The following is a 14,263-nucleotide window of genomic DNA, read 5'->3' as shown; positions in this document are numbered from 1 at the left end:
ATCTTCCGCAACCGCGTGAACGCAGCAAGTCGCGCGCCTGAACGCGGCAGTTCTGGAATGGAACGTGCTCGACAGACGCCAAGCAATATCCATCGAACCGAGAGGTCGTCATGAGTTCCGTCTCCACCCGGAAAATCGAAGCAGCCGTCAAGAAAGACGCTTCGTGGGCGCTCGGCGCGCTGAAGCAGTTCTCGGAAAACCGCTGCGCCGCTATGGCCGCGAGCATCGCCTTCTACTCCGCGTTCTCGCTCGCGCCCACGCTCGTCATGGTGATCGCGGTCGCGGGCTGGGTCTTCGGGCCGGAAGCCGCGCGCGGGCAGCTCTTTCATCAGGTGAACGGGCTCATCGGCGACCAGGCTGCGGCGGGCGTGCAGAGCATTGTCGAGAACGCTCATCGCAGCGGCGGGACGGGACTTGCCGCGATCATTTCGTTCGTGCTGCTGGCGGCCGGCGCATCGGCGACGTTTTCATCGCTGAACACGGCCCTCAACATCGTCTGGCCGATGTCCGGCGACGCGCGCTCCAGCATCATGACCGTGGTGCGCGTGCGGCTCGTCTCGTTCGGTCTCGTGCTCGGCGTAGCCTTTCTGCTGATCGTCTCGCTCGTGCTCGACACCGCGATCCAGGCGGTCGGCATGTGGCTGTGGGCGAACTCGCCGTTCGTGATCATCGGCGATGTGGTGCAGCTCGTCGCCGGGCTCGCGGTGCTGACCGTCGCGTTCGGCGCGTTGCTCAAGTTCCTGCCCGACGCGCCCGTGCAGTGGCGCGATGCGCTCGTCGGCGGTCTCGTTGCCGCCGTGCTCTTCTCCGCAGGCAAGAAACTCTTCGCGCTGTATCTCACGCACGCGGGCACCGCGAGCGCGTTCGGCGCGGCGGGCTCGCTCGCCGTGCTGCTCATGTGGCTGTATTTCTCCGCCGCCGTGCTCCTGCTCGGCGCGGAATTCTCGGCGGCGCGCGCACGCTTGCACGATCCGCGCGGCGCGTGGGGCCAGCAGAGCAACGGCCGCGTGCCGCCGGGCAGCCGCGCGAAGATCGGCTCGCTGCTCGCGGCGTCGACGCGCACCGCCGCGCCGGTGGCGGCGGCTGCGGCCGCTTCGACAATCGCGCCGGTCACGCCCGCGAGCGCCCGCGCGGATGCTCCGGCGACGGCGAGCGCACGACGCGCGATCGGCGCGCGCACGCAACACGCGCAGCAGTTGACGGAACAGGCCCGCAAGAAGGTTTCGGCGGTGGCGCGGGCGCTGGAGTTGTCGCGCAAGATCGCGCGTGCCGAATCGACCGCGACGCGCGCCACCGCCCACGCGATGATCGGCGCGAGCCGCAAGGCCTCGCATGCCAACGCGGCGGTGCGGCGGCATCCGTGGCGCGCGGTGCTCGTCGCCGCAAGCGCGGGCATGGCGGTGGCGCTCCTCTCGCGCCGCGATTCCACGCGACACGACGACGCGGAATCGTGAAAGCCGAATCGGCGCGCGATTTGTACGGCTATCCGGTTTATCCGAAAAGTCGCGCGCGACTTAAGCAGTTTGTTATTTGAATCGAGGGTAATCGAACGTCGAAGAATTAAACCGATTCAAATTCTTGAATCGAGTGCGGAACTTTCCGCAACCGCCTCTGTCTCCCAAAATTCGTTCGAAGAATCACCGCTAAACCTTGACTGGCGGGCGTCACACTGAAGTGTGTGTTTTTCGAGACAGTCAATATTTTTTCGTTTCTAAAGTTACGAAGCGTTGCGTTATTCTCTGCGCCGGCAACAACGATTTTAATCATTCGCGTGGAGAATTCGATGAAACGAATCGCACTGACGTCCCTCTCGCTGGCGCTTCTCGGCGCAGCAGGCGCGGCACAGGCACAAAACAGCGTCACGCTCTACGGCGTGATCGATACCGGTATCGGCTATGTCAGCCACGCCAATGCAAACGGCGATCACCTGGTCGGCATGATCAACGGCACGCTCTCCGGCCCGCGTTGGGGCTTGAAGGGTCAGGAAGACCTGGGCGGCGGCCTGAAGGCGATTTTCCAGTTGGAAAACGGTTTTGATCCGGGCACTGGCAAGCTGAATCAAGGCGGCCGCGAATTCGGTCGTCAGGCGTTCGTCGGTCTGAGCGGCAACCAGTGGGGTACGGTCACGTTGGGTCGTCAGTATGACCCGTCGGTCGACATGGTTCAGGGCCTCACGGGCGACAACTACTGGGGCGCCGCATTCGCTACGCCGGGCGACGTCGACAACTACGACAACAGCCTGCGCGTGAACAACTCCGTCAAGTACGTGTCGCCGGTGTTCTCGGGCTTCCAGTTCGAAGGCATCTACGGCTTCAGCAATCTGGCGGGCACGACCGGCCAGGGCCAGACCTGGGGCGGCGCAGCAACGTACGCGAACGGCCCGTTCTCGGTCGCTGCCAGCTACTTGTACACGAACAACCCGTCGGCTAACCGCGCGACTGGCTGGAACAGCCCGTCTTCGGACTCGCTGTTCAACACGATCATCAACTCCGGCTACTCGACGGCTCACTCGGTCGGCATCGCACGCGCCGCAGGCCAGTACGTGTTCGGTCCGTTCACGGCCGGCGCATCGTACAGCTTCGCGCAGTACAAGCCGGACGGCTTCTCGTCGTACGGCGAACAAGAGAAGTTCCAGGTGGCCAACACCTACGTGAACTTCCAGCTGACGCCGGCTACGCTGCTCGGCCTGGGCTACACGTACACGCACGGCGCGGGCGACACCTCGGCGAACTATCACCAGGTCAGCCTGGGCGCCGACTACTCGCTGTCGAAGCGTACCGATGTCTACGCTGTCGGCGCGTACCAGCACGCAAGCGGCTCGCAGCGCGTAACCAACGCGGACGGCACGCAGTCGAAGGTCGACGCGACGGCTTCGATCGCCGACTTCGGCTTCGACAGCGGCCGCAATCACCAGGAACTGGTGATCATCGGTCTGCGCCACAAGTTCTAAGAACAACCGACTGTCGCGGCACGCGAGTGCCGCGCCGGAAAGACAGCAGCACCCTCGAACAGCCATCGGTTTTGCCGGTGGCTGTTTTTTTTCGTCCGTACGTTGCTCGTTCGACGCAACAAATTGTGGATATCAACCGGACGCGCGCGAATCGCCCGAACGACGCCCGCAGAATGACGCGGCGCTCACTGTTCGGGAGATTTTCATGATGTCGCTTCGCACACGCTTCCTTCGTCCGTTCGCCGTGGCCGCGTCGCTTGGGGTTTGTCTTGCCATGCAGGGTTGCGGGCCGGGCGCGATTTCGTCCGCGCAGGCGCGGGATTCGTCCGTCCTCCCAATGATCGTTGCGCATCGCGGCGGCGCCGCCGATTATCCCGAGAACACGCTGCTCGCCATCGATGCGGCGCTGCGCAGTCACGCCGATGCGATCTGGCTCACCGTGCAGCTCACACGCGATGGCGTGCCGGTGCTCTATCGCCCCGCCGATCTCGCGGCAAACACCGATGGCAAAGGCGCCATTACCGATACCGACGCCGCCGCGCTCGCGCGCCTGAACGCGGGCTGGAACTTCGCCGAAACGGACGCGAGCGGCGCGAGGCGTTATCCCTATCGCGACCAGCCGGTGCGGATTCCGACGCTCGTGGAAGCGCTGCGCGCCATTCCCGCCACGGTCCCCGTCATGCTCGACATGAAAGCGCTGCCCGCCGAACCGCAGGCGGACGCCGTCGCGCGCGTGCTGAGCGAAGAAAACGCATGGTCGCGCGTCCTGATCTATTCGACCGATGCCGCGTATCAAAAGGCTTTCGCGGCGTGGCCACAGGCGCGGCTTTTCGAATCGCGCGACGCGACGCGTGACCGGCTCGCCGCCGTCGCGCTTGCACGAACATGCGAAGCGCCGCCGCCGTCCGGCACCTGGACCGCGTTCGAATACGCGAGAAAGATGGAGCTGGTCGAAACCTTCACGCTCGGCGAGGCGCGCTCGGCGGTGAGCGCGACGCTCTGGACGCCCGAGGCCGTGAAATGTTTCCGCACGAACGGCAAGACGCCAATCGTCGCGATCGGCATCGACCGCGCGGAGGACTATCGCGCCGCCGCCTGTCTCGGCATCGACGCCGTGCTCGCCGATTCGCCCCGCAAGCTGCACGCGATCAGATCGGGTATCGCGCTGCCGCTGCAATGCCCCTGAAACCGCTTACTGTTGCGGCGCGTTGCCCTTTGGCGTCATGTCTTCCGCGAGCGTCTGCGCAGGCGCATCCGGACAAGGCAGATCGCCGATCACGAGCCGCGGCACCGAACTGCGCGTGTCGCGCGGACGCACCGGCACATCGGCGAGATCGGTCCATGACGGGTTCGGAATCTCGCCGAACAATTGCCGCAGACGCTCGCCCCAGGTTTTGTTGATCATCTGGTAATACGCGCTGTTGTTGTCGAGCGTGGCGAAGCGCGTGACGCGCAGCGAGTCCTTCTCGTACACGAGCAGATCGAGCGGTAAGCCGACCGAGAGGTTCGAGCGCAGCGTGGAATCCATGGAAATCAGCGCGCACTTGGCGGCTTCGTCGAGCGGCGACGCCGGGGTGATCACGCGATCGATGATCGGCTTGCCGTACTTCGATTCGCCGATCTGAAAATACGGCGACACACGCGTCGATTCGATGAAATTGCCCGCCGCATACACCATGAACAGGCGCGGCGGCTGGCCGCAGATCTGGCCGCCGAGAATGAAGCTGCAATTGAAGTCGACGCTGAATTCCGCGAGCGACAGCGCATCGCGCCGATGCACCTCGCGCACCGCATCGCCGACGATGCGCGCCGCTTCCGCCATCGTCGCGGCGCTGTAGAGCGTGGGCGCGTTCGGATCGGACGGCTCCGCGAGCAATTGAGTGACCGCCTGCGTCAGCGCGAGATTGCCGGCGGCCAGCAGCACGATCACGCGCTCGCCCGGCTGCTCGAAAACGATCATCTTGCGCGCGGCGCTCACGTGGTCCACGCCGGCGTTGGTGCGCGTGTCCGACAGGAACACCAGTCCCTCGTCCACGCACATGCCCACGCAATAAGTCATGTCGATACTTCCTGAAACAAACAAACCGCCATTGTACTGAGCGCGACCGGGCGTCGCATCCTTCCTTTCACCGGCGAGTCATTGGTCGATGCGCGATTCGAACGCGACGCGCACCGTGAGCGTTTCTTCCTTTCCGCCCACGCGCGAGCCGCGCACCGGCGCCGCCGCCTCGCCATCGCGCGCGACGGCCACCCGGCAATGGCGCTCGCCCGCGAATGCGGCCTGCGTCGCATCCACCGATATCCAGCCGTGTTCGATCCAGACATCGGCCCATGCGTGCATCGTTACGGCATCTTGAGCGTTCGCATCCACATAGCCGCTCACGCAGCGTGCCGGTATGCCGTGCGCGCGGCAGCACGCGAGCAGCAGATGCGCGTGATCCCGCGCGTCGCCGACCCCGCGCGCGAGCGCCTGCGCCGCCGTGCCCGCCGCCTGCGCGGGCTCCTGCACGTAGCGCACGCGCTGCGCGATCTGCTCCGCCAGCGCGATCAGGGACGCGGACGTATCCAGCGCGGGCACCCGTTGCGCGAGATCGCGGATCGCTTCATCGGGCGTGGTCAGCGCGGTCGCGCAGGTGAAATGTTCGAGCGGGATCGGACCGGCTTCATCGTAGAGGCGGCCATCGGCGAGCGCCTCGGTCTCGACTTCGCCGCTCACGCTCACATGTATCTCGTTGTGCGGCTTCGTCAGCACGAGCGTGTGCAGCGCATTGCCGTAAGCATCGCGCGTGGCGTCGAGCTTGCCCGGCGCTTCGACATGCCAGTGCCGCACGATCTGCGACGCGCCGCTCGCCGGCGTCACGCGAAACTGCTGAATCGAATACGTGACCGGCGCGGCGTAGCGGTAGCGGATATCGTGGTGAATGGTGAGCAGCATGGTTCAGGCGATCTTCAGGCGATCGGCAACATGAGAAAGGTATGCATCACGCGCAAGCCGAGTTCGTCGACGCGCTTGAGAAACTGCGTCAGCCACGCATGCACGCCCGTCTCCAGAATCTGGCGTATGTCGGCATACAGCACGTCGGCGCGCAGCTTGCCCGCGAAGCGCTCGCATTCCTTCGACGCATCCGTGCGCAGCTTCGCGAGCGTCTCGCAGACGCCGTCGAGCGATGCAATCAGCGAACGCGGCATCTGCTCGTTGAGAATCAGCAATTCGACGACGCGCGCCGGCGTCACGACATCGCGATACACCTTGCGATAGATCTCCAGCGCCGAAACCGAACTGAGTATCGACGTCCAGTAATAGAAGTCTTCGAGCTGACGCGCGGCCTCGCGCGAGTTGGGTGTCGCATCGGCAAAGCGCACGTCGAGAATGCGCGCCGTGTTGTCCGCGCGCTCCAGATAGGCGCCGAGCTTCATGAAGAAGAACGCGTCGTCGCGCAGCGCGGTGCCCTGCATCACGCCGCGGCACAGATTGGAGCGGTACTTCACCCATTCGAAGAGCGCGTCCGGGCCCGTTTCGAGCTCCATGTTCGCGAGCCGCTGATTGAATTCGAGCCACGTGAAGTTGATGGTTTCCCAGCCCTCGGTCGTGAGCGTGCCGCGCACCGCGCGTGCGTTCTCGCGCGTCGCCTGAAGACAGGAAAGTATGCTCGATGGATTGCGTGCATCCGCGACCATGAAGTGCAGCATGTCCTCGCGCGCAAGCGAGCCGGGGTGACGCTCGTCGAACATGGCTTCCAGCTCGGAGATCTTCAGCACCGAGCGTTGCGCGCGCGCTTCCTGCTCGGGCGTCTGCGGCAGGAGCGCGCCTTCGAGGTTGATGTCGAGCATGCGCGCGGTGTTCTCCGCGCGCTCCATGTAGCGCGCCATCCAGAACAGGTGATCGGCGGTTCGGCTCAGCATGTCATTCGACCATCCAGGTATCTTTCGTGCCGCCGCCCTGCGACGAATTCACGACGAGCGAGCCTTCGCGCAACGCGACGCGCGTGAGACCGCCCGCGCACATCGACACTTCGCGGCCCGACAGCACGAACGGCCGCAAGTCGATGTGACGCGGCGCGATGCCCGCTTCGACGAAGGTCGGGCACGCGGACAATGCGAGCGTCGGCTGGGCGATATAGCCTTCGGGCTTCGCCGCGAGCCGCGCGCGGAACGCTTCGATTTCATCGTGCGTCGATGCGGGTCCGACGAGCATTCCATAACCGCCCGCGCCGTGCACTTCCTTCACGACGAGCTCCGGCAGATGCGCGAGCGTGTAGGCGAGATCGTCGGGCTTGCGGCACTGATACGTCGGCACGTTGTTCAATATCGGCTTCTCGCCGAGATAGAACTCGATCATGTCGGGCACGAACGGGTAGATCGATTTGTCGTCGGCGATGCCGGTTCCCATTGCGTTCGCGAGCGTCACACGGCCCGCGCGATACGACGTCAGAAGGCCGGACACGCCGAGCGCCGAATCCGCGCGAAACGCGAGTGGATCGAGAAAATCGTCGTCGACGCGGCGATAGATCACATCGACGCGGCGCGGCCCGTGCGTGGTGCGCATGAACACGTAGTTGTCGTCGACGAACAGGTCCTTGCCTTCGACCAGCTCCACGCCCATCTGCTGCGCGAGAAACGTGTGTTCGAAGTATGCGGAGTTGTACATGCCCGGCGTCAGCACGACGACCGCGGGATCGTCGACGCCTTCGGGCGCGATCGAGCGCAGCGTTTCCAGCAGCAGGTCGGGATAATGCGCGACGGGCGCGACGCGATTCTGCACGAACAGTTCGGGAAAGAGCCGCATCATCATCTTGCGGTTCTCCAGCATGTACGACACGCCCGATGGCACGCGCAGATTGTCTTCCAGCACGTAGAATACGCCTGCCTCGCCCGCGCGCACCACGTCGATGCCCGCGATGTGCGCGTAGATATCCAGCGGCACGTCCACGCCCTGCATTTCCGGCCGATACTGCGCGTTGGTGTAGACCTGCGCGGCGGGAATGCGCCCGGCGAGCACGATGTCGCCGTCGTGATAGATATCGTGCAGAAAGAGATTGAGCGCCTGCACGCGCTGCCGCAAACCGGCTTCCAGCACGCGCCATTCGTCGCCCGGAATGATGCGCGGAATCATGTCGAACGGGATCAGGCGCTCGGTGCCGGACAAGTCGCCGTTCACCGCGAAAGTGATCCCCACGCGCCTGAACAGCACGTCCGCCTCGGCGCGCTTGCGCGCGATCGTCTCGGGGCTCTGCAGCGAAAGCCAGCGGGAAAACCGTGCGTAATGGCTGCGCACGGTGTCGTCCTGACGCATTTCATCGTAGATCTGCATCATGTGCGTCCTTGTTTTTGCGGCGCGTTTCATTGCAGTATCGGACGAAAGTGCGCAACGTGCGCCACTTTTTTCATGCGCATTCATGGTGCGCGAAGTTTTCGCGCTAGACTTTCCCCTTACGTTCCGCGTTCCGTCATGTCCGAAGCCTTCGAAGAAGCCGATTCCCTCGCTGACGCCCTGCTCGCCGGTCTCGCGCGTCCGATCGTTTTCGTCGATCTGGAAACCACCGGAACCGATGCAACCGAAGACCGCATCACGGAGATCGGCGTGGTCGAGGCGAGCACGGCAGGCATCGAGCGCTGGAGCGTGCTCGTCGATCCGGGCGTGCCGGTGCCGCCGTTCATCTCGCGCCTGACGGGCATAGAAGACGCAATGCTGCGCGGCCATCCGACTTTCGCAGCGCTCGCGCCCGCGCTCGCCGAGCGCCTGCACGGCAAGCTCTTTGTCGCGCACAATGCGCGTTTCGATTACGGCTTTCTCAAGAACGAATTCCGTCGCGCGGGCATCGCGTTTCGCGCGGATACGCTGTGCACGGTGCGGCTGTCGCGCGCGCTGTTTCCATCGGTCGAGCGGCATGGGCTCGACGCGCTCATCGCACGATTCGATCTCGCGCCCGAAGCACGCCATCGCGCACTCGCCGACGCCGATCTGCTCTGGCAGTTCTGGCAGAAGATTCACGCACTCTATTCGCAGGATCTCGTCGATGCCGCGATCAAGGCGCTCGTGAAACGCGCGAGCCTGCCCGCGGCCTTGCCCGAAGGCGCGCTCGATGCATTGCCGTCCACGCCCGGCGTCTATCTCTTTCACGGCGACGACGACGTGCCGCTGTATGTGGGCAAGAGCATCAACCTGAAGCAGCGCGTCGCGGCGCATTTTTCGGGCGATCACCGGCTTGCCAAGGATCTGTCGATCTCGCAGGCCATCCGTCGTATCGAAATCCGCGAGACGGTCGGAGAACTCGGCGCGCTGTTGCTCGAAGCGAGGCTCGTGAAGGAACTGAAGCCGACGCACAACCGGATGCTCAAGGGCGCGTCCGCCGCGTGCGCATGGCAGTGGCTCCCGGGCGCGCATGCCCCGGTGCTTCTGAAGGCGAGCAGGCGCGATTTGTCGCGCGAGGAACATCTGTTCGGCGTGTTCGCGACGCGCGCCAAGGCGCACGCGTTCATGCGGCATCTCGCCGACGAACACAATCTCTGTCACGCGACCCTCGGCCTTGAAAAAGCGCCGCTTTCACGCGGTCGCGGCTGCTTCGGTTTCCAGGTGAAACGCTGCCTCGGATCGTGCGCGGGCGCCGAAACATTCGCGGATCATGCGGCGCGCGCGCTGGCCGCGCTGGAAGACGCGAGGCTCGTGCGCTGGCCGCATGAAGGGCCAATTGCCGTCAGCGAACGCGATGAAGCCACGGGCCGCAAAGCATGGCATGTGATCGATCGATGGTGTTACATCGGCACGTGCGCGACGCGCGACGATATCGCCGCCCTGCTCGCCGATGCCCCCGATCTGCGTCCCTTCGATCCCGACGTGTATGGCGTGATCGCGAAGCGCCTCGCATCGGCGCGGCTGACATGGATCGCGTGCGATGCGCGCCCCGCGTTTCATCTCGTCGCGCAGGATGCGCCGGCGCGCGCGATCGTCACGCAGGCGACGAGGCACGCGCAGAAGCGCCGCCCCATCACCGCCGATCAATTCGCGCTGACGTTCTGAAAGACGCTCAGGCGATGCCGCCGTTTGCGCGCAACACTTGTCCGTTGACCCAGCCCGCATCGGCACTGACGAGAAACGCGACGACCGCCGCGATATCGTCGGGCTGGCCGAGTCTTTCGAGCGGCGGCATCTTCGAGAACGTGGCGGTCTGCTCGTCTGTCTTGCCTTCGAGGAACAGCGAGGTCGCGACCGGCCCGGGCGCAACCGCGTTCACCGTGATGCCGCGTCCACGCAATTCCTTCGCGAACACATGCGTGAAGGATTCGACCGCCGCCTTGGTCGCGTTGTAGATCGCATAGCCGGGCAGATTGAGCGCGAGCGCCGTGCTCGAAAAATTGACGATGCGTCCGCCGTTCTTCATGCGCGAGGCCGCTTCGCGCAGCGTGTTGAAGGTGCCGCGCACGTTGATGTCGAAGGTCTGGTCGTAGAGCGCGTCGCTCGTATCGGCGAGCGGCGTGGTCTTCATCACGCCCGCGTTGTTGACGAGTGCATAGACCGGTCCGAGTTGCGCTTCGACGGTTTCGAACATGCGGCGCACGTCGTCCGCGCTGGCGACGTCCGCCTTTACCGAAATGGCCGCGCCACCGGTTTCGCGCAACTCGGCGACGAGCGCATCCGCTTCCTTCGCGCTCGACGCGTAATTCACCGCCAAGGCGAAGCCTTCCCGCGCAAGCCGCCGCGCGATCTCCGCTCCGATGCCGCGCGATGCGCCCGTGACGATGGCCACGCGTTGTTTGTCCGTCTGATTCATGATGTGCTCCCGAAAGTTAGTGCGCGATGGGAGGCATGATGAATCATTCCGTTTTCGCGATCAACGTGCGTGGCTTGGTATCTTCGCCCCAGTCGCTTCAACAATCCCGAGTAGATGTATCGAGGGCCACGGGCCGCGTGTCGCCGCTCGAATTCACGGTGAATGAACGAATCGAAGTCGTCGAACTGAAGGCTTAGGTCCCATCGTGCAGGTGCCGCGCTATCACGTCGACAATCGGTAATTGCCGCTAGTGCCCATAACATTAAGAGGCAATAAAGCAGGATGTGGATTTGATAGCTGTCGCTCCAGCTCTTCTTTCCGAACGCATGGATGTTGACAGTGGGGACGATAGAGCGAATCGGGTATAACTCGAAAAGCGAGTGGGCGTTCACTTATATGGCGAATCCGGCAACCGAAAGTGTGCGGTGCGGGACGGTATCCTAATCAACAAAACGTGGGCATTCCAGAGGTTTTTTCCATAAGGGCGAAAAGGCTTCCCATGAGATACATTGACGCGGACTCGCTTAGGCAAACGGAAAATACGCGAACGGATGCTCCGATGGTCGAGATTCATCAGACGTACGCTTTTTAGAAGTTCGCCGTCGGAGGCCAGTGTCGCGCCAGGCTGAAGCTGCGAAGTTTCTTGAATTTGTTTTTGCACTACGCGTAGTATGTGCGTTGCACCATGTGTCCGCCCGCACCCCGCGTGCCGGTCTTTACGAAAGAAGAAGCCGTTGAAATCGACCTTTCCTGAAGGAAGGGAAAGAAAACAAAACCGTGTCACATCTCGTTCAACGGCTCACCGTTGATCGATGTATCTTCGACATCGGGGGTGCGTGATGACGGCGTTGAATCTCGTCGTGCCGTACTGCAAGGAAGAGAGCGTCATCGCAACGACGTGGTCCCGTCTACCGGTTTTCGACGGTGACTTGCACGACTACATTGTTCCTGCATTCGGCTTGCCCCGCTCCGGCATAGGAGCCATGTGCGCGCGTCGTTCCACGAGGCCGCCAATTCCCGGCCGGGCGTCGATGTCGAAAACGCGCCAGGGCCACGCATCGTCCACGCTTCATCACTGAGCGAACGTCATGAACATGCCCGTCGAAGGCTCGACGCCGCCCTCCGGTCCGGCGCGCGCGGAAACTGTCGCGTCATCCGCCACGCCGTCGTTTTCGCGCGGCGGTTCTCTCATCGCATGGTTGCCGCGTGCGCTCTTCATCGTAACGGTGCTATACGGCGCAGTGCTGTTCTGGATTGCTCCGCGGCCGCCGCTGGGTGACTTCGCGCAGCACGTCGGGCAAGTCGCGTTGCTGCGTGACCTGCTCGACCATGCTTCGCCGTGGAAGAACATCGTCCACATCAATCTGTTCACGCCGTACTTGATTGGTTATGCACTCGCGCTGCCGCTCGCCTATGTGATGCCCGTCGCCGCCGCGGTCAAGCTCTTGATGATGCTTTCTTACCTCGGCTTCGTGGCGTCGTGCGTCGGCTTTCGCAGACACCTCAACGGCGACCCGAGGCTCGACGTGCTCTTCGTCCCGGGCTTTTTCGGCGTCTCGTTTGCATGGGGCCTGTTCACTTTTCTGGTCGCAGCTCCCGTGGGCATGCTGTTCATGTGGCTCGCGCATCGCTTCGCCACGACGCCTTCTGTCAGGCTAGGCGTCGGCGTCTTCCTTGCGGGAACAGTGATGTTTTTCAGTCATGCCCTTGTGTTTCTGTTCGCGTGCGCGGTCGGAGTCGGCTTCGTGCTGGTCAAGCAGCGCTCGCTTGCGTCAAAGATGCGCGCGCTCGCGCCCTTCGTGCCGCTCGGTCTGCTATGCATCGCCTATGCGATCTGGAGCCACACGAGCAGTTCGCTCGCCGGCGAGGTGATCACGGCGCACGACGACTTCGATTGGGGCTGGACCAATTGGAAGCGTGTGTTTTCGTTACCCGTGCTCGTCTGGGGGCCGACGAAGGAGAGCGCGATGTTCCTGCCGGTGGTCGCGCTGATGGCCGCCGTACCATGGCTCTGGCGCGACAGGATCAATCCCGACCGGGCTGCCGTGGTGCCGTTTCTCGTCGTGGCGATCGTCTGGCTGCTTGCACCAAGCACTGCGGTCGGGACGGTCTTTCTGTATCAGCGCTTCGCCTTGTTTCTGCTGCCCGCATACGCGCTAATGTTCGCCGTCCCGAAGCCGTCCCACGCGGCGTCCACGGCAGCATCCACCCCGTTGCTCCGAAGCCTGCGCGGTCCGGTCTTGCAGTTCGCAATCATCGCGGGTTGCTGGATCTTTCTTGCGGATCAGGCTGTGCGTCTGCACCGGTTCGTCGCGGAAAACGCCGCGCTGGATCAGTTGCTCGCGAAGACGGAGCCGGGTCAGCGCGCACTCAATCTCGTGTTCGACCGAGGGAGCGACGCTTACCGGACCCCTGGAGCGTACATGCATCAGGCCGTGTGGTATCAGGCGGAGAAACACGGCTTCGTGGATTTGAACTTCGCAGTGTTCGTTGCGCCGATCGTCCGCTTCAGGCCCGAGCAGTTTGCCCTGCAACCGTCGAGGCTCGAAGAATCACCACAAGCCTTCGACTGGAAGATGGATCACGGCCGCATGTATCGGTATTTCTTCGTTCATAAGGAAGGCCCCCTGCCGGCGAATTTTTTTGCCAATGACGAATGCGACGTGGCCTTGGTGATCAATTCGGGAGCATGGTCGCTGTACGAGCGGCGCACTTGTCGATGACGTGAATGGCGCGGGTGTAGCGCCGGATCGGCAGCGCTTTTCTCGGCTCCGATCCTCTTGCGCCCTTCAATGGATTACCAATGGCGCCCACGTGACGGTGATCCGCGGCACAGCATCCAGCCACCACGTTCATGCGCGGCAATAACGCATTCGGCGCACGATACTGGGCGCCGAACTCCTCTGCGTTGCCGTCGTCGAGTTCCGCGTGGCTGCGCCGTGAAGCGTTCGCGCAGATGCCGTGAATGCGGTGGAGCCACGCGCCCCCACTGCCCAGCACGGTTTCACCCGATCGCAAACCGTTGATCTTCGGCCTCTTTTTGTAACCAACCGCCATTTCCCGCACGAAAGGGACGATCACCCCCATCAGGAACGCCGAGGCAGAGGCGCTGGCGGCCGCAGGAGAGGAGCTATGCGAACCGATGCACGGGCGCGTGCGCAAGCTCGATATGCCCGTCGACGTGGGCAGCCTGAAACTGGCAGTCAAGCACTGCGACGAACTGCATCAGCCGTTCCTCTTCGTTCTCGTTGCTGCTGATGTTGAGATTCGCCATTTCTGCAACGGCGTCTACACAAGGCATCTGACGTGTTGCGAAGGCCGCGGATGCACATCCTGGCTGAGCCTCGGAGAGTCGACCTCGTATGGTCGAAACAAGGCGACCGAATGACTCCCATTAGCCGAATAAACGCACCCATTGGCGGAAATGAACCTTACACCAGGCACGGTTTCGTCCAACTTCGAGGGGCATCGGTGGCACGGATTTCGTCGAGGCATTGCCACTTGTTTCAGTCGAAGCCTGCATTCGCTGCGAAGTCCACGCGAC

Annotated in this window: 12 protein-coding genes; 6 read left to right on the top strand and 6 right to left on the bottom strand. The window is 63.4% G+C overall.

Annotation, left to right across the window (positions count from 1 at the left end; genetic code table 11):
- Nucleotides 1-110: 110 nt before the first annotated feature.
- From AWB79_RS22195 to AWB79_RS22185, 3 genes are all read left to right on the top strand, one after another.
- A complete protein-coding gene (locus tag AWB79_RS22195; protein WP_061169594.1) occupies nt 111-1,454 on the top strand; it encodes a YhjD/YihY/BrkB family envelope integrity protein in 1,344 nt (447 codons plus the stop codon).
- A gap of 329 nt (nt 1,455-1,783) precedes the next feature.
- Nucleotides 1,784-2,950 carry a porin gene (locus tag AWB79_RS22190; protein WP_061169593.1) on the top strand — a complete coding sequence of 389 codons (1,167 nt, stop codon included), beginning with the start codon at nt 1,784-1,786 and terminating at the stop codon, nt 2,948-2,950.
- 208 nt (nt 2,951-3,158) lie between these two features.
- Nucleotides 3,159-4,136, top strand: a complete 978-nt coding sequence (locus AWB79_RS22185) for a glycerophosphodiester phosphodiesterase family protein (protein WP_061169592.1) — start codon at nt 3,159-3,161, stop codon at nt 4,134-4,136.
- Between the two features lie 6 nt (nt 4,137-4,142).
- On the opposite strand, the gene AWB79_RS22180 is transcribed toward AWB79_RS22185, so the two are convergent.
- From AWB79_RS22180 to AWB79_RS22165, 4 genes are all read right to left on the bottom strand, one after another.
- Nucleotides 4,143-5,009, bottom strand: a complete 867-nt coding sequence (locus AWB79_RS22180) for a proteasome-type protease (RefSeq protein WP_061169591.1) — start codon at nt 5,007-5,009, stop codon at nt 4,143-4,145.
- A gap of 78 nt (nt 5,010-5,087) precedes the next feature.
- Nucleotides 5,088-5,885 carry a transglutaminase family protein gene (locus AWB79_RS22175; protein WP_061169590.1) on the bottom strand — a complete coding sequence of 266 codons (798 nt, stop codon included), beginning with the start codon at nt 5,883-5,885 and terminating at the stop codon, nt 5,088-5,090.
- A 14-nt stretch (nt 5,886-5,899) separates the two neighbouring features.
- Nucleotides 5,900-6,853, bottom strand: coding sequence for an alpha-E domain-containing protein (locus AWB79_RS22170; RefSeq protein WP_061169589.1), 954 nt, complete (start codon nt 6,851-6,853; stop codon nt 5,900-5,902).
- Between the two features lies 1 nt (nt 6,854).
- On the bottom strand, nt 6,855-8,261 hold the full coding sequence (locus tag AWB79_RS22165) for a circularly permuted type 2 ATP-grasp protein (RefSeq protein WP_061169698.1): 1,407 nt from the start codon (nt 8,259-8,261) through the stop codon (nt 6,855-6,857).
- Between the two features lie 138 nt (nt 8,262-8,399).
- Here AWB79_RS22165 and AWB79_RS22160 point away from each other — a divergent pair, with 138 nt between their 5' ends.
- Nucleotides 8,400-9,968 (top strand): 3'-5' exonuclease family protein, encoded by a 1,569-nt coding sequence (locus AWB79_RS22160; protein WP_061169588.1) that lies wholly within the window; start codon nt 8,400-8,402, stop codon nt 9,966-9,968.
- A gap of 7 nt (nt 9,969-9,975) precedes the next feature.
- Here AWB79_RS22160 and AWB79_RS22155 read toward each other — a convergent pair whose 3' ends face one another.
- Nucleotides 9,976-10,719 (bottom strand): SDR family oxidoreductase, encoded by a 744-nt coding sequence (locus AWB79_RS22155; RefSeq protein ID WP_061169587.1) that lies wholly within the window; start codon nt 10,717-10,719, stop codon nt 9,976-9,978.
- Between the two features lie 1,088 nt (nt 10,720-11,807).
- Between AWB79_RS22155 and AWB79_RS22150 the strand changes: the two genes are divergently transcribed.
- On the top strand, nt 11,808-13,442 hold the full coding sequence (locus tag AWB79_RS22150; protein ID WP_061169586.1) for a hypothetical protein: 1,635 nt from the start codon (nt 11,808-11,810) through the stop codon (nt 13,440-13,442).
- Here the strand turns inward: AWB79_RS22150 and AWB79_RS40130 are convergent.
- Nucleotides 13,396-13,806, bottom strand: coding sequence for a homocysteine S-methyltransferase family protein (locus tag AWB79_RS40130; protein WP_198399075.1), 411 nt, complete (start codon nt 13,804-13,806; stop codon nt 13,396-13,398). The two genes, AWB79_RS22150 and AWB79_RS40130, sit on opposite strands and share 47 nt — an antisense overlap.
- A 55-nt stretch (nt 13,807-13,861) precedes the next feature.
- Here AWB79_RS40130 and AWB79_RS39625 point away from each other — a divergent pair, with 55 nt between their 5' ends.
- Complete coding sequence (locus tag AWB79_RS39625; protein ID WP_157695825.1) at nt 13,862-14,107, top strand: hypothetical protein; 246 nt, start codon at nt 13,862-13,864, stop codon at nt 14,105-14,107.
- Nucleotides 14,108-14,263: the final 156 nt, after the last annotated feature.

It is taken from the genome of Caballeronia hypogeia (assembly GCF_001544875.2).
In the GTDB taxonomy this organism is placed as follows: domain Bacteria; phylum Pseudomonadota; class Gammaproteobacteria; order Burkholderiales; family Burkholderiaceae; genus Caballeronia; species Caballeronia hypogeia.
The sequence above is the reverse complement of the archived record's forward strand: the minus strand, read 5'-3'. Positions and strand labels throughout refer to the sequence as shown.

Excerpts from the sequence above, each read along its gene's own strand:
- AWB79_RS22150 (WP_061169586.1), top strand. The coding sequence starts at position 11,808 with ATGAACATGCCCGTCGAAGGCTCGACGCCGCCCTCCGGTCCGGCGCGC.
- AWB79_RS39625 (WP_157695825.1), top strand. The coding sequence starts at position 13,862 with ATGCACGGGCGCGTGCGCAAGCTCGATATGCCCGTCGACGTGGGCAGC.
- AWB79_RS22190 (WP_061169593.1), top strand. The coding sequence starts at position 1,784 with ATGAAACGAATCGCACTGACGTCCCTCTCGCTGGCGCTTCTCGGCGCA.
- AWB79_RS22165 (WP_061169698.1), bottom strand. The coding sequence starts at position 8,261 with ATGCAGATCTACGATGAAATGCGTCAGGACGACACCGTGCGCAGCCAT.
- AWB79_RS22185 (WP_061169592.1), top strand. The coding sequence starts at position 3,159 with ATGTCGCTTCGCACACGCTTCCTTCGTCCGTTCGCCGTGGCCGCGTCG.
- AWB79_RS22155 (WP_061169587.1), bottom strand. The coding sequence starts at position 10,719 with ATGAATCAGACGGACAAACAACGCGTGGCCATCGTCACGGGCGCATCG.
- AWB79_RS22160 (WP_061169588.1), top strand. The coding sequence starts at position 8,400 with ATGTCCGAAGCCTTCGAAGAAGCCGATTCCCTCGCTGACGCCCTGCTC.
- AWB79_RS22195 (WP_061169594.1), top strand. The coding sequence starts at position 111 with ATGAGTTCCGTCTCCACCCGGAAAATCGAAGCAGCCGTCAAGAAAGAC.
- AWB79_RS22175 (WP_061169590.1), bottom strand. The coding sequence starts at position 5,885 with ATGCTGCTCACCATTCACCACGATATCCGCTACCGCTACGCCGCGCCG.
- AWB79_RS22180 (WP_061169591.1), bottom strand. The coding sequence starts at position 5,009 with ATGACTTATTGCGTGGGCATGTGCGTGGACGAGGGACTGGTGTTCCTG.
- AWB79_RS40130 (WP_198399075.1), bottom strand. The coding sequence starts at position 13,806 with ATGGGGGTGATCGTCCCTTTCGTGCGGGAAATGGCGGTTGGTTACAAA.
- AWB79_RS22170 (WP_061169589.1), bottom strand. The coding sequence starts at position 6,853 with ATGCTGAGCCGAACCGCCGATCACCTGTTCTGGATGGCGCGCTACATG.